11 protein-coding genes are annotated in these 14894 nt (G+C 44.3%); 5 read left to right on the top strand and 6 right to left on the bottom strand.

The annotated features are described in order from the left end of the window. Positions 1-43: 43 nt before the first annotated feature. Positions 44-1000, top strand: a complete 957-nt coding sequence (locus CXF93_RS06440) for a LysR substrate-binding domain-containing protein (protein ID WP_101061616.1) — start codon at positions 44-46, stop codon at positions 998-1000. Here the strand turns inward: CXF93_RS06440 and CXF93_RS06435 are convergent. Continuing rightward, a complete protein-coding gene (locus tag CXF93_RS06435) occupies positions 966-1946 on the bottom strand; it encodes a helix-turn-helix domain-containing protein (protein ID WP_101061615.1) in 981 nt (326 codons plus the stop codon). The two genes, CXF93_RS06440 and CXF93_RS06435, sit on opposite strands and share 35 nt — an antisense overlap. Before the next feature lie 188 nt (positions 1947-2134). On the opposite strand from CXF93_RS06435, the gene CXF93_RS06430 reads away from it, so the two are divergent. The 3 genes from CXF93_RS06430 to eat are packed head-to-tail and all read left to right on the top strand — an operon-like array spanning position 2135 to position 5839. After that, on the top strand, positions 2135-3547 hold the full coding sequence (locus CXF93_RS06430) for an ethanolamine ammonia-lyase subunit EutB (protein WP_101061614.1): 1413 nt from the start codon (positions 2135-2137) through the stop codon (positions 3545-3547). Beyond that, complete coding sequence (gene eutC, locus CXF93_RS06425) at positions 3540-4400, top strand: ethanolamine ammonia-lyase subunit EutC (RefSeq protein ID WP_101061613.1); 861 nt, start codon at positions 3540-3542, stop codon at positions 4398-4400. The genes CXF93_RS06430 and eutC overlap by 8 nt, the downstream gene beginning before the upstream one ends. A 14-nt stretch (positions 4401-4414) precedes the next feature. Continuing rightward, positions 4415-5839, top strand: a complete 1425-nt coding sequence (gene eat, locus CXF93_RS06420; RefSeq protein WP_101061612.1) for an ethanolamine permease — start codon at positions 4415-4417, stop codon at positions 5837-5839. A gap of 69 nt (positions 5840-5908) precedes the next feature. Here eat and CXF93_RS06415 read toward each other — a convergent pair whose 3' ends face one another. From CXF93_RS06415 to dsrO, 5 genes are all read right to left on the bottom strand, one after another. After that, positions 5909-6961, bottom strand: coding sequence for a c-type cytochrome (locus tag CXF93_RS06415; protein ID WP_101061611.1), 1053 nt, complete (start codon positions 6959-6961; stop codon positions 5909-5911). Between the two features lie 9 nt (positions 6962-6970). Continuing rightward, positions 6971-7588, bottom strand: coding sequence for a c-type cytochrome (locus CXF93_RS06410; RefSeq protein ID WP_101061610.1), 618 nt, complete (start codon positions 7586-7588; stop codon positions 6971-6973). 290 nt (positions 7589-7878) lie between these two features. Beyond that, positions 7879-10968 (bottom strand): tetrathionate reductase subunit A, encoded by a 3090-nt coding sequence (locus tag CXF93_RS06405; RefSeq protein WP_101061609.1) that lies wholly within the window; start codon positions 10966-10968, stop codon positions 7879-7881. 10 nt (positions 10969-10978) lie between these two features. Continuing rightward, positions 10979-12085 (bottom strand): NrfD/PsrC family molybdoenzyme membrane anchor subunit, encoded by a 1107-nt coding sequence (gene nrfD, locus CXF93_RS06400; RefSeq protein WP_101061608.1) that lies wholly within the window; start codon positions 12083-12085, stop codon positions 10979-10981. Beyond that, positions 12082-12855: a sulfate reduction electron transfer complex DsrMKJOP subunit DsrO gene (dsrO, locus tag CXF93_RS06395; protein WP_101061607.1), complete on the bottom strand. Its 774-nt coding sequence runs from the start codon at positions 12853-12855 to the stop codon at positions 12082-12084. Before dsrO ends, nrfD begins: the two co-directional genes overlap by 4 nt. A 207-nt stretch (positions 12856-13062) precedes the next feature. Here dsrO and CXF93_RS06390 point away from each other — a divergent pair, with 207 nt between their 5' ends. Further along, a complete protein-coding gene (locus tag CXF93_RS06390) occupies positions 13063-14859 on the top strand; it encodes a sensor histidine kinase (protein WP_101061606.1) in 1797 nt (598 codons plus the stop codon). Positions 14860-14894 lie beyond the last annotated feature (35 nt).

Here is a 14894-nt window from a genome sequence, read left to right as displayed (position 1 = left end):
AGTGGTATAATGTCAGGAGTGAATTTCCTTTAAGGAATATCTTATGAATTTAGATAATCTCGCCAGAATAGATTTAAACCTCTTAGTTATCTTACAGATCTTGCTGGAAGAAGAGAGCGTTACCCGTGCAGCCAACCGTTTGCACTTGAGCCAGTCGGCATTAAGTAAAAGCCTCACCCGCTTACGCGATACTTTAGATGATCCGTTATTTTTACGTACCGCTCATGGACTAAAACCGACCGCGCATGCTTTGCAGTTAAAAGCGCAATTGCCGACGATACTGCAAGGTTTGTATCAGATCAGTTTACCGCCGAGTTTTGAGCCCGCAAAAAGCCATCGCCAGTTTTCGTTTGCCATGCTGGAAAGTGCCTATGAAACTTTACTGCCTTATTATATTGGCCCTATTCTATCGCAAGCACCGAAGCTGAATTTAGAAATCTATGGCTGGAATGAAAAGTCATTATTAGACTTGCAGCAAGGGCAAATTGATTTTGGCATTACCGCTAGGGAGTTACACCCAACCGCTGATTTTCGCTTGAATAACCTACCGGATGGCATTGCCCATCAGCGTTTATTTACCGATAACCAAGTCTGCTTAGTGCGCAGTGACCACCCGATGTTAGCCAGTATTAATGCCGGACAGTGGGATGTTGAAACCTATTTGAGTATGTCGCATGTGCAGGTGCGCTGTGAAGGCAATGATTGGTGGTTACTCGATTATCAATTAGCAGAGTCAGGACAACACCGTCATATCTGCGCCACATTACCGGATTTTTACGGCGCTGCTAGCGTCTGTGCCCACAGCGATTTAGTGCTTACCTTACCCTCGTGTTTTGTCTCTCATGCGCAGAAGTTATATGACTTGGTGCAATTACCTCTGCCGATCGACTTTTCGTCATTAGTGTATGTGCTGTTATGGCATGAGCGTAACAACGATGAACCTGGGCATAAATGGGTGAGAGATATTATTTGTCAGAGTGTGGAAAGGGCAATTGACTAATCATGTGGCGTTGCCGTGTGATGGATGGGCTTTCACCAAACAGTAACTTATAGTCCTGAGAAAATGCGCCTGGATGATAAAATCCGTAATCAAGCGCTATATCCACTATGGGTTTGGTTTGAGTTGGCTCACTGAGTTCTCGTCGTATGTGGTTTAAACGAGTAAGGCGAATAAAACGCTGAGGACTAATACCTAATATTGATTCAAAGCTATATTGCAGGGTGCGTCTGCTCACGTTGGCGATACCACAAAGTTCACTAATCGTCGTTGGATAAGCGGTGGTTTGGATGTATTGAGTAATGGCGTCGACAGTCGTTTTACGTTTGCGATAACTGACGCGTGTTGTTATTAGAGGTTGGTTCTGCATTAGTAATTCAACCGTAGCAGCAATCAGAATATCTTCTTGTATACGACTGGTTATGTTGAGTAATTTAGAGGCTAACAAACGTTCTGTAAAAAATCGTAATGCGGTAATGGTATTGCTTGGACTACCGGGCAGTAAAATTGGGTCTGAGGTGATGCTATCCAACGCCAAATGCTGTTTATCAAAAGCCTGTTGTAATGCTGGTTGCTCGATGACAATACCAAAAATATTAAAATCTTTGGGGGTGATTAATTCGAAATCTTGTTGTCCGGTTCTACACATGATGGTGTTTTCTGGTGTATTGAGACCATTTATGCGGCAACATTTATTATTTGTACTAAACCCGAGCCAGATCCCCCCGTCGTTAATATTACATTGTTGTCGTAATGATTGATTGGTGTATTCCTTAAAGACACTTATGTGCGCTAAGGCGACCTCGTTAATACGGCCATAAAAAGCACCCTGACTAAATTGATCATATTCTTGTGACCAAAGCGATAAGTTATTGGCATGCCTGTTTGCATCATCTGCTTCATAGATGCTCAAACATGGTGCAATGATGTTGTCGGACTTATCGCTCATCTCTAATTACCTCTTTATGACTATGCTCTTCTATGCAGCAATGTAATTTCAACTTATTGATTTTAATGGTTTTTAATATTTGCCTAAATCTGATAGGCGATTGGAACGATCCTCGCTTTTGTTTTATTCATGCAAGTATTAATCCTAATCTGTGCAAAACGTTTACAGAAGCTATTTGAGGTCAAAGTATGAACGCTGCTTACCGTCACCAACTTGGTAGTAAAATATATCAATTCAAATCTTTAGCAGACCTACTTGCTAAAGCAACACCTGAACGTTCTGGAGACAAACTCGCTGGTGTTATGGCGCTGACCGCCGAAGAACGCGTGGTTGCGCAAATGACACTGGCAGCATTACCGTTGAAAACATTTCTTAATGAAGCAATTATCCCTTACGAAAAAGATGAAGTGACTCGCCTTATTATGGACGAACATGATGTTGAAGCTTTTGCGATTATTGCACATTTCACCGTGGGTGACTTTAGAAATTGGCTACTCACTGACGCTGCCACACCACTGATATTAAATCGTTTACGGTTGGGGATCACGCCAGAAATGGCAGCGGCGGTGAGTAAGATAATGCGTAACCAAGATCTTATTCTGGTGGCTAAAAAATGCCAGGTGACCACGGCGTTTCGCAATACGATTGGCTTGGATAAACGCTTATCTACCCGGCTTCAACCTAATCACCCGACGGATGATGTGAATGGTATTGCCGCCAGTATTTTTGATGGTTTGATGTATGGCAGTGGAGATGCGGTAATCGGTATTAATCCTGCGACTGATAATGTTGCGCAGGCATCGAAATTGTTAACACTGATGGATGAGGTTATTCAGCAATACGAGATCCCGACACAATCATGTGTATTAACGCATGTGACGAATACGATTGAAGCGATTGAGCAGGGATCACCTGTTGACCTGGTATTTCAATCTATTGGTGGTACAGAAGGAACAAACCAGAGTTTTGGTTTTGATCTCAATATATTGGCAGAGGCGAATGACGCTGCATTATCATTGAATCGTGGCACGGTTGGTAACAATGTCATGTATTTTGAAACTGGACAGGGTAGCTCACTGTCGGCGAATGCTCATCATAATATCGATCAGCAAACGTGCGAAACCCGCGCTTATGCTGTGGCGAGGAAATTTAAACCTTTATTAGTGAACACTGTGGTGGGCTTTATTGGTCCTGAATATTTATTTGACGGTAAACAAATCATCCGCGCTGGTTTAGAAGACCATTTCTGTGGCAAGTTACTTGGCCTCCCTATGGGCTGTGATATTTGTTACACCAATCATGCTTATGCCGATCAAAATGATATGGATAACTTACTTACCTTACTCGGCGTTGCAGAATGTTCTTTCATCATGGGCATTCCAGGGTCGGATGACATTATGCTGAACTATCAAACGACGTCATTCCATGATGCTTTGTATGCGCGTCGTGTCTTAGGTTTACGTCCTGCCCCTGAATTTGAACAATGGCTGACGAAGATGCAATTGTTTGATGATACCGCTGATGTGGTCCTTAATAACGCCATTCCTGAACGCTTTTCAAAACAATTAAATAACTTACCTAAGGGGGAATGCTATGTCTGATCTGCATGAGTTAATTGCGCCGCAATCCGATTCCGTTGTGACAAACCCGTGGCGTAAATTAAGACGTTTCACCAATGCTCGGATTGGTTTAGGGCGAGTGGGTAATAGTATCCCGAGTGATGAGTTATTTAAATTTCAATTGGCCCATGCACAGGCTAAAGATGCAGTGCATACACCACTCGATATTCATTTGTTATGTAATGACTTAACGTTAATGCAGACACCAGTCATGTTAGCCGAGCCCTTGGTGTTACACAGTGCCGTTGCTGATCGCATTATGTATTTGCAGCGGCCTGATCTCGGACGTCAGCTTAATGATATCTCATGTCAAAAACTAACTGATTATCAACAAATGACACAGACAGAATATGACCTAGTAATTGTGGTTGCAGATGGGTTGTCTTCCCGGGCTGTGCAAGATCATGCTGTTGCTGTTATTTCCTTAATAGCATTGCACTTAGCGGCGGATAAAACTAATTCATGGACTGTCGCTCCTATCATTGTTGTCGAACAAGGTCGTGTCGCGATCGGTGATGATATTGGTGAATTACTCCATGCTAAGGCTGTTTTGGTGTTGATTGGTGAGCGCCCTGGACTGAGTTCACCTGATAGCTTAGGCATGTACCTTACCTGGGCACCTAAACGTGGGCTTGATGATTCGAGTCGTAATTGTATTTCTAACGTACGTCCCGAGGGGTTGAGCTATAACGAAGCTAGTTTACGGGCTTTTTACCTGTTAACAGAAGCACGTCGATTATCACTGTCTGGGGTGAGCCTAAAAGATCGCTCTGATACAAAGGTGGTTGAAACGCTGCAGGATACACAAAATTTTTTACTTTCGAAAACAAACTAAAATAAGGATATAGCATGTCTGATCATAAGGAATATCTCGCGAAGAGACAATTGAAAAAGGGAACTGCAGGTTGGCTCTTATTGGCTGGTTTGGGTGTGTCATACGTGATATCGGGTGATTTTGCTGGCTGGAACTTTGGTTTTGCTCAAGCAGGATGGGGTGGCTTTGCCATTGCCTCGGTATTAATGGGGTTGATGTATTATACCTTGGTGTTATCACTGGCGGAAATGTCTGCTGCGATCCCCGCAGCAGGCGGTGGTTATAGTTTTGCTCGTCAGGCCATGGGGCCGGCTGGTGGCTATCTTACTGGGCTCGCAATATTGATCGAATATGCGCTGGCACCTGCTGCAATCGTTATCTTTATCGGCTCTGCGGTTAATGCATTGCTTGGTGTCGATGGCCCTTTCGTATATGCATTATTTTATTTGGTCTTTATTGGTATTCACTTAGCGGGTGTCGGTGAAGCATTAAAAGTGATGATGGTGATCAGTGGTCTGGCTGTATTCGCTATTATTGCTACCGCTGTAGCCTTAATTGGTGAATTTGATGTCAATAATTTATACGATATTGCGGTCACTGATGCTGTTGGTGCATCTGAATTTATGCCTATGGGTTGGTATGGCGTATGGGCGGCATTACCTTTTGCAATGTGGTTATTCTTGGCTGTTGAAGGGGTTCCGCTTGCTGCCGAGGAAGCAAAAGATCCCGCAAAAGATGTGCCGAAAGGTATTATCGCTGCGATGATATTCCTACTCTTTACTGCATTGTTAGTAGTGGTACTGTTAGCTGGAGCCGTTGGTGCTGACGTGATTGGTAAGAGTGCTGTGCCGTTAGTGGATGCATTAAAAATCAGTGGTAATGAAACGTTAGCAACTTGGGTCAATGTCTTGGGTCTTGCTGGACTAGTAGCGTCGTTTTTCTCTATTATTTATGGTTATAGTCGGTTGGTATTTGCGTTGTCACGTGCGGGTTATCTACCTAGCTCATTGTCGTTAACGAGCAAACGTAAAGTACCTTCAAGAGCATTGATTGTTCCGGGTGTATTTGGGTTTTTAGTGTCATTAAGTGGCGAGGGAGATTTGATTTTAGCCATGGCGGTAGTCGGTGCGACGGTATCTTATGCCCTGATGTCACTCAGTCATATATTATTACGTATTAAACAGCCTGACTTAATTCGTCCTTACAAAACGCCGGGTGGTGTTGTGACATCATCAATTTCGTTGTTACTGTCTTTAGTTGCCTTGACTGGGGTATATGCATTTGACCCACGCGCATTTAATCTTACATTCGGATTATTTGTGATTGGTGGCCTGTATTATTTCTTTGTCAGTAAGCACAACCTGATAGCTGACAGCGCGGAAGAAGAGTTCGCATTGCTGTCGCAAGCAGAGTTGGAACTGCAACCGGATGAGCGTGGAGAATTAGCTAACACCGTTTAATCGTCAATTTTTTAGTATTGAAATAATGAGCCTTAACCCCTGGGTTGAGGCTCTTTATTGATGATGGAATTAATCCATCGCTTTAGCAGGAAAGGCATTTTCGCCAACGACTTTACCGTTAACAGTTTTACCGTAATAACCTTGGTGGTTATGGTACTGCTCTTTATTGGCTTTCAAGTCACCCGTAAAACGCGGATCTTGTGGGCGCTCATGGCTATTCATAAACGCGGCGACATCCCATGCTTGCTGTTCGCTTAGCTGGATGCTTTTACCCAATGGCATGTTTTCATAAATAAAGAAGGCTGCGGTATTCACGCGGTGCATCCCCGCGCCCCAGTTAAAGGAGCCTTCACCCCAGAGTGGTGGGAATGATTGCACCCCATCTTGTTTCAAACCTTGGCCATTATCACCATGGCAAGTTGAACAGGTTTGCTTATAGACAATTGCACCGCGCTCCAGAGATGGCGTTTCTGCTGACTTGGCTAATTTAGGATAACCACGACCAGCTAGCTTGTTACGCTGTTCAATTGGTAGCGCTGCCGCAATTTTTTCTGGTAATACAAATGAATCTGCTTTACCGCCAAGTTGTACGACAGCGTCACTCATTTCTGGAATAGGCGTACTTTGCATATCGTATTTATCTAACAAGCCACCCATCGCTAACCAATATGAATAAGCGGTTAAGGCGACCAGCTCTGGTGAATCAAGCGTAGGCGCGACGCCGTTCATTGAATATTTAAAACAACCTTGAATACGTTCAGCGTAGGTATTTACCTTATCGTTCTTTTTACGATAGGCAGGGTAAGCCATGAATGCGCCCCATAGCGGTGCAGAATTGGCTTTCATACCCGCTTGCATGTGGCAGTTGGCACAATTTTGTTCATTACCCACGTATTGACCACGCATGGTTTGCGAATTAACGAATAGTGAATAACCTTGTTTTACTTTGTTACCAAACTCAGTATTTGGGATAGTGGCTAAATCTCGCGGGACTAGGTATTCACTGCTTGCCACTTTGGCATGCGCTGGTAGTTCGGTTTGGCGGTCGGGTAAATTAGCTTCTGCGTTGGCAAACGTCGTGAACAATAAACCTGCGCTGATGATAAGAGATAATGTTTTCATTGGATGACCTTATTTTATCGCCGCAAAGTATTGCGCAAGATGTTGGATTTCAGAGGCTGTTAATTGCTGCGCTATGGTTGCCATCACGTAGTTGTGATCGCCAGTGCGCTGTTTGCTTTGCCATGCTGTTAATTGGTTACTGATATAATCGGCATGCTGGCTGGCTAGACGCGGGAAATGCGCGACGCCTAAACCGCTCGGACCATGACATGTAGCACAGGCTGGGATATTGCGTGTCCAATCACCTTGGTAAACAAGTTTTCTAGCGGGGTCGGTAATGATGACATTATCACCACGTTTTTCAATATCAGTGATGGTCGGTGCTGGTAAAGAGGAAAAAAATGCAGCAACTTGCTGTACGGACTCTGGCGTTGGTAAGGTCATGACCATCGATGTCATGGATGGATTCTTACGATTACCATTTTTAAAGTGATTAATTTGTTCGACTAAATAATCTTTATCCATACCTGCCAACATCGGCGCTAGATTAGGCGTGCCTAAACCTGCAGTGCCATGACAACTTTCACATACCATCGCCGCGGGTGGTGTTGCTGAAAATGCGGGCGCTTGCACTAACAGCAAAGCGCTAAGTCCAATGATGCTGCGGAATATATTATTTATGGGCATGGTATGTCTCCGAGGTGATGTTGGTATGCTCGAGTCGTAGATGGGTATCTATGACATTATAGTGATTAGTTTGACTGTTTGAGCCGAGGATGACTATTGTGGTTATCCACATTTATTGTAGGGGTGATGTGATTGCTAGGCTATTTCAGCTGATGGTCGCTCAATGAGTACGGAGTAGTGGATATTGCCAAGTTTACGCTAACAGTGTTTTCTTAGGTAAACTTGGCGTTGTTGTATTAGTAGTTAATGGTTAATGTTAAGCGGTATTAGCCTTAATCTTCTAGCTCTGCTTAACCTAGGCTAATCTTAGCCGGTAATGCTTGTCTTGCTGCGGCACCAACCACCCAATCGAGTAATACGCCTTTACCTTCTCGAGTTGGGTCGATTAGACCGATATCATTGATATTCACCCCATCATGAGATTTCATTTTTACTGGCTGTTGTTTATCGCCGATCCAATGGGCGCGCTCACCGAGTTCGGTATGACCAAAACCATGTTCAAACCCTAACGTTCCCTGTTTGACTCCATCAACGATTAACGCCATTGCTTGGGTCGCGCTTGTTGGTGTGGTAATGGTAAACATCGCACCGGTTGTTAAGCCTATTTTCGCCGCATCAGTCGGATGGATATAAACTGGGTTAACACCTTTAATCGAATTTAGCCGCGGTGACAGATTTGATACCGCACTGTGAATATTCGATTTAAAGTTGGTTAAGGTAAATGGCCATTCCGTCGCTGGATACTTTTCTGTTAACGGTGTGCCATCGGCTAATTTTTGTGGATACCATGTAGGACAGCCCGAATAATATTCACCCGTCATGGTATTACGTGATGTGCCGACTTTTTCATTCCAAATTGCTAATGGTTTTTGCCATTTATATTTCATTTCGTCGCCTTTGTAGGCTTGGGTTGCATCTTCAAAGCGACCGCCACGGGCAAAGATAAACGCCACTTTACCGAGTTCTTCCGGTGTCAGTACCCGCTGCATATCAGGTAATAACCGTGCCAATCCAGATAACACCATATCTTCACTACTTGCAGCAGGAACGCCATTAGCTACATAGGCTAAGTTAGCGGCAGCGCGTAGATAGAAATCTTCAGCATTATGAATACCGTGCCAGTTACCTTGGCTATCGCTAATGGCATTATCACCAAAGCCACCTAACTGCATTTTTTTGGCGATATCAATTAAGAAATTTTCTAGATTGATTGAACGACCGTCGGCAGTTTTTTCTGTTAATGCGTTCACAATCGGCCAACGTGCGGTGACTGTTTTAGTGGGAACGCCATGCCAAGGTGTCGTCATGCCCCAACTTTCGTAAGTGACGGTATCTGGGACTATGTAATCGGACAACGCTGTTGTTTCATTAATGAAGGCATCAACAGAAACAATCAGTGGTAATTGTCGTGGATCTTTTAATTTCTCGCCCAGTAAGTTAGCTAAACCGGGAACGCCATACATAGGGTTCGCCATGTGGTTGATCCAAGCTTTAGCACGATACGGATAACCATCCACTGCAGCCGATAAATGTTCGGTTAATAACGGCGCTGAGATCGGGTACCAAGGTGATCGTGTTGGGTACGGTGATTCTCCAGCAGCAACGCGACGTTTATACTCACTGGTTTTTTGGTACGGGAATTTACTGCGCGATAAGAAGATCCCCTTGGGTTTTACTTTATTTTTGAATTTAGTGAAGTCATAACGCGGGCCATTACCTGAGGTTGGATAACCGCCTGATTTAGCCATCACCCCACCTTTAAGGTTGATGTTACCAATCAGCGCGTTGAGCATCAGGATGGTATAGGCATTGTAGAAACCATTACTGTGCATGTTACCGCCATGGCTATCTACTACGGCTTTAGTGCCGTGACTGGTAAAGCGTTTTGCCAGTGCCGTGATCGTCGCTACTGGGATATCACATTGGGCACTGTAGAAAGCCAGATCATGTTTAAATGCGGATTCTTTTAAATGCTGCAATGATGATTTAACTTGTACGGATCCTTGCTTGGTTTCGACTATTTGATCAACAAAGATGCGTGCAGGTTGATCTTGAGTGTGAAGCGAAAGATCACCGCTGTTGGCATCGACGACGACATACGGATCTGTTTCTGATAGTGGCTTACCGGTAAACGGAAGATCCATTTCTGACGCCCGTAAAAAGGCCCCATAACGTGGATGAGTGTTATCACTGATCACCAGATGGGTAGCATTACACCAGTGCGCCGTACCCGCAGTTTTCATCGCATTTGGTCCGGGTTGTGACAAGAACGGTTTATTAAACTTATCGTTAGCCAGTATCCACTGGATCATGCCCAATACTAATGCTGAATCGGTACCGGGTGTGATTGGTAGCCAGTTATTATTGTTACCCGCCGCTAAGCTAGATGATGCTGGTAGCGCTGGAGATACCACTGTGTAGCTAAAGTTACCTTTAGTGCGTGCCGTGGCTAATTGACGAGCTTGGCGTTTAAATGGATTACCAGCTTGAGCCGGAGACATACCGATATATAAAGCAAACTCACAATTTTCGAGATCCGGCTTCACGTGGGCGAATTTATTTAGATCATTCATCAGCGCGCCAGAGCCTGCACGGAAACCATAACCACAATACGATCCATGGTGACCAAAATTACGTGTGCCATAGCTGTTAAAGGCAAAACGTTTAAATAGATCGTCACGACCTTCATTACCGGCGTTAGTCATTAATAACTGATTAGCTTTCGGGCCATATTCTGGATTGAGTGGATCAATGGGGGTTTTTAAGTCACGGATCGTGCGTAGACCGTCAACATGGCCTTCACCAAATAGATCACCGCCTTCAACCACTTCTGTTAATAACTGTTCGTAGCTAATTGGTAGCCATTTACCTTCGCCACGGTTACCCACACGCTTTAACGGCTGGGTGATCCGATACGGACTTTTACGAATTTCCATCATGCCGTTACCACGTGCGCAGGCAGTTGATCTGCCGTCTAATCCAGCTTCACCAGCCATACCTATATAAGCATCTTTCACCGACGTATTAAACGGGATCTGATGTTCATTTGATAATGGGTGATATGGATTGCCTGAGATACGTAAGATCTCGTCGCTGGCGTTATCCACTCGTACCCGTAAACCACACAGTGTCCAACAACCAAAACACATTGATGGCGCTACACGTTGCGTCGGGTTATTGATCAGCTTACCGTTTTCAGTCACTTTATATTCTGGTGTTAACGAATTACCATAATGTGGGTGTTTGGTTTTTTCCCCGGCAGTGCCTTCGATAAGACCATGTACCGCATGCGATGTGGTGGTTGCGTAACCCGCTGCGAAAGCGCCAGCACCACCCACAGCAAGACCTGATTTTAGAAATTGACGACGTTTGTTATCCATAATGAGTCCCTTACTGTGCGAGTTGTGGTTTGTTGATAGATTTATTGGTTCGAATCGCAATGACTTCTGACGCGGCAAGTGCCAACGCTAGCCATAATCCCGCCATGCCGAGGATGCCGAGTAGTCCAGCAGAGCCCATAGGTAATTCATACGGATAAGGACCTTGGTCAAATTTTGGAATGGTTTGTACATCCATGATGGTGACCCAGCGTAAGTACCAACAGCAGAGTAAGCTGATCGCACTCATCACTAATAATTGTGGGCGGTTATACAAGGCAATCTTAGAGGCGAATAAGGCAATACCAATACAGGCGATAAAGCTCACACTTAAACTCCCCAAACGCACTAGCCATTCTTGGCTGTCGTAGAGTGAGAACGACGGATTATTTGATGCCCAGATTGGCAATAAAATAGCGGCTAATATCGCGCTGAGTAATAATGCGCGTTTAATCAGACCTTGGTCGCTTTGGGTAAAGGCATTGGCTTTTGCAGGAATAGGGAATAGCGCTAACAGTAATAACGCAAAGCCAATGGCACCGATAAACGCAGTCACAAACCACAATAATGGCGCTGCAGGTTGATGCCACAGTGGACGGCTTTGTACGATGTAGATCTCGGCACCAGTGTACAGGGCGATAGTTAAACCGGATAAACAGGTTAATACCGTCACGGTGATCATTTGGGTGCTGGTGGTCTGCCAATTACCGAGACTAAACAGGGCAATTTTTTGGGCAATAGCGCTGTCACTGTGTTTAAGTTCGATGATGTCATCACGTAGATACAACCAAGCGGTAAGTACCGATAACGCTGAAAATAACGGTAAGAATACCGAACCAAGTGACATCCATGACCAAGGCGTTAAGTTAGTATAAAAATGCCAAGCACGTCCGGGTTGATGTAAGTCACCGGTTAACGCTAATGGCCCCACTACCGCGCCAATCGACATGGTAAGCACTAGGGCAGCACGTAAATAGTGACTAGTATGGGCACGGAATAAATAACTTAATAAAAATAATATCGCCGCCGCATACGCAGAACCAATATAGAAAAAGTATTGTACTGCCCAAGGGAGCCAAGCGACGGCTTGGGGTTGGACTAAAATTTCGGTGATGCTCATGCTTTATCTCCTGCTGGATCGTAAATGGCAACTTTAGCGTCAATTTTATTGGTGAATGCGTCATCCATGCCGATGTAGAACACATGTGGCTGAGTGTTTTCTTCTGGTTTTAATACCTTGATGTCATCTTGGTGTTCACGCATTAAATGGCTAATATGGCTGTTGGGATCTTTAATATCACCAATAATACGCGCACCACCCACACAGGTTTCCACACAGGCAGGTAATAAGCCTTCTTCTAAACGATGAGCACAGAAGGTACATTTATCAGCGGTAAGGGTTTCTTCGTTAATAAAACGGGCATCGTAAGGGCAAGCTTGTACGCAATAAGCACAGGCCACGCAGCGCTCGTTATCGACCATGACAATACCGTCGTCACGTTGGAAGGTAGCTTGTACCGGACATACTTTCACACAAGGTGGATTTTCACAGTGGTTACATAAGCGTGGTAGGGTAAATGATTTTACATTTTGTAATTCACTGCTGCCGTCATCTAAAGTGACTTCATATTGTTTTACTGTGGTACGGAATTGACCGATAGGTGCTTGGTTCTCAATACTGCAACCGACGGTACACGCTTGGCAGCCCACGCATTTACGTAAATCAACCACCATGGCATAACGTTTACCTGTGTGACCTTTACGATCGGGCGCTTCGTTATTACGGATAATTGTCGTGGTGAGCGGATTTGCTCCCGAAACTGGTATGATGGCGGCGCCTACAGTTAATGCACCGAGACGGCCCATCAAGCGGCGTTTAGTTGAGTCCATGAGAACACCTTATGGTTAATAGTGATTAAGGCTATTGTCTGGAAATTAAGAGGTAGATTGTATTGTGGTTTTCCACATACACAGGGAGGGCTTGATCTAAAACAATAAATATTTTGGCTTTATCGCTATTTTGGTATGCTGAGGTCGTTATTTTATTTGTGATGAATGGTATGAGTTTGTAATGAATGGTATGGGCAGGGATTTTTCATGGCTAATGTATTAATAAAAGCAGTGATTGGTGCGTTGTTACTGGTGATGACTCAAGTGCACGCCAGTAACGTGACTGATGCCAAGACTGCTACCAAGCCAATCATTACCACCGTTGATGTGGGTGTATTAGCCACACGCGGGGTATTGGAGGCGAAACAGCGTTGGCAGCCGACATTGTTATGGTTACAAAGCCAGATCCCCAATAGTGAATTTAGATTACATCCCTTTACCTTGGCTGAAATGGAAACCGCAGTAAAGCAGCAAAGTGTTGATGTGGTGGTGACCAATCCCGGACAAGCGGTGCGCTTAGGTCGGCAATATCCATTGTCTTGGTTAGCGACCTTAAACAGTAAGTTAGGTGACGGTACCCATGTCATCGGCTCGGCATTGATTGTACGTGCCGATTCGCACTATCAGCACTTGGTTGATGTTAGTGGTGACAAGATCGCTGCGGTTGCCAGTAATGCCTTTGGTGGCTACTTAACGATGCAGCTGCGGGTGCAAAATTTAGGTATTAATCCCACTGCGTTTTTTTCTGATGTGTCTTTTTTAGGTTTTCCTGTCGATGCTATTATTTATCAGCTGCGTGACGGTTATTTTGATGCCGCGGTAGTACCTGTGTGTCAATTGGAAAGCATGTTAGAAGAAGGCTTGATTAAGTCAGATGCTTTTCGAGTATTAGATGATATCAGTCCAGATAATTTTGCTTGTGCCCTGTCTACCCAGTTATACCCGAATTGGTCGATAGCCAAAACCAGTGCTATTTCAACAGATTTAGCCAAGAAGATAACGCGGGCATTATTGGCATTACCGAGTGATCACGCCGCCAGTATTGCTGCGTACTCAACGGGCTGGACGCCACCGATTAGCCAATTGTCGGTTGACCAACTATATCGCGATTTGGATATGCATCCCTTACAACGGCCTTGGTGGCAAGAAGCTGCAGTTTGGATCAAGAAAAATCAGCAATGGGCCTGGGTCGTTTTTTTATTCGTATTATTATTAAGTGTTTATCATTTAATTTTGGAATACCGTTTTAGTCGCAGTGAACGTAAATTGAAAGCCACTTTAAACCGTTTAAAAGAAAAAAATACCATGTTAGAACATGCCCAGCGAGTCGCGATTGTTGGTGAGTTAGGCAGTAGTCTCGCCCATGAAATTAATCAACCTTTGGCGGCTATTTTAAATTATAGCCAAGGCGGATTATTGCGTATTAACAAAGGCGCTGATGCCAGTACCATCAAGCCAGCATTAGAAAAAATACAGCAGCAAGTGAAACGAGCCGATGACATAGTGCAGCGACTGCGTACGCTTATTAATAAGCGCTCGGTGGCTAAATCTAGCTGTGATATGCAAGTATTATTAACTGATACATTAGAGTTGTTAGAGTATGATCTACAGCAGAAACATATTACCGTAAAGCGTACTTGTGTTGGTAATGCAGCGCCCTTATATGCCGATATGGTGGGCTTACAGCAAGTATTATTAAACGTATTAAACAATGCCGCGGATGCCTGCTTGATGCGAGCTAAAACCGTGTTGATAAATGATGAAATTAATATTACCAGCGATTATAGCGATGACAGATTAATATTAACCATCAGCGATAATGGTATCGGCTTAACGGCGACCAATGCCGAATTACAGAATGCTTTCTTCACCACCAAAAAAGACGGTTTGGGTCTGGGGTTAGCCATTTGTCGAGACGTAGTTGAAGCCCATCACGGCAAGTTTTCATTAGCTCCCGCGGAGCCTATGGGTTGCTGTGTGAGTATTATTTTACCGTTACCATAATATCTATCAGAGGACTATAAATATGAATCCTGCGT

The sequence above is a fragment of the Moritella sp. Urea-trap-13 genome (assembly GCF_002836355.1).
GTDB lineage: Bacteria > Pseudomonadota > Gammaproteobacteria > Enterobacterales > Moritellaceae > Moritella.
This window is presented reverse-complemented; position numbering and strand designations above follow the sequence as displayed.

What these genes read in the sequence shown, in the direction of transcription:
- CXF93_RS06440 (WP_101061616.1), top strand. Translation starts at nt 44, where the DNA reads ATGAATTTAGATAATCTCGCCAGAATAGATTTAAACCTCTTAGTTATC.
- CXF93_RS06435 (WP_101061615.1), bottom strand. Translation starts at nt 1,946, where the DNA reads ATGAGCGATAAGTCCGACAACATCATTGCACCATGTTTGAGCATCTAT.
- CXF93_RS06430 (WP_101061614.1), top strand. Translation starts at nt 2,135, where the DNA reads ATGAACGCTGCTTACCGTCACCAACTTGGTAGTAAAATATATCAATTC.
- eutC (WP_101061613.1), top strand. Translation starts at nt 3,540, where the DNA reads ATGTCTGATCTGCATGAGTTAATTGCGCCGCAATCCGATTCCGTTGTG.
- eat (WP_101061612.1), top strand. Translation starts at nt 4,415, where the DNA reads ATGTCTGATCATAAGGAATATCTCGCGAAGAGACAATTGAAAAAGGGA.
- CXF93_RS06415 (WP_101061611.1), bottom strand. Translation starts at nt 6,961, where the DNA reads ATGAAAACATTATCTCTTATCATCAGCGCAGGTTTATTGTTCACGACG.
- CXF93_RS06410 (WP_101061610.1), bottom strand. Translation starts at nt 7,588, where the DNA reads ATGCCCATAAATAATATATTCCGCAGCATCATTGGACTTAGCGCTTTG.
- CXF93_RS06405 (WP_101061609.1), bottom strand. Translation starts at nt 10,968, where the DNA reads ATGGATAACAAACGTCGTCAATTTCTAAAATCAGGTCTTGCTGTGGGT.
- nrfD (WP_101061608.1), bottom strand. Translation starts at nt 12,085, where the DNA reads ATGAGCATCACCGAAATTTTAGTCCAACCCCAAGCCGTCGCTTGGCTC.
- dsrO (WP_101061607.1), bottom strand. Translation starts at nt 12,855, where the DNA reads ATGGACTCAACTAAACGCCGCTTGATGGGCCGTCTCGGTGCATTAACT.
- CXF93_RS06390 (WP_101061606.1), top strand. Translation starts at nt 13,063, where the DNA reads ATGGCTAATGTATTAATAAAAGCAGTGATTGGTGCGTTGTTACTGGTG.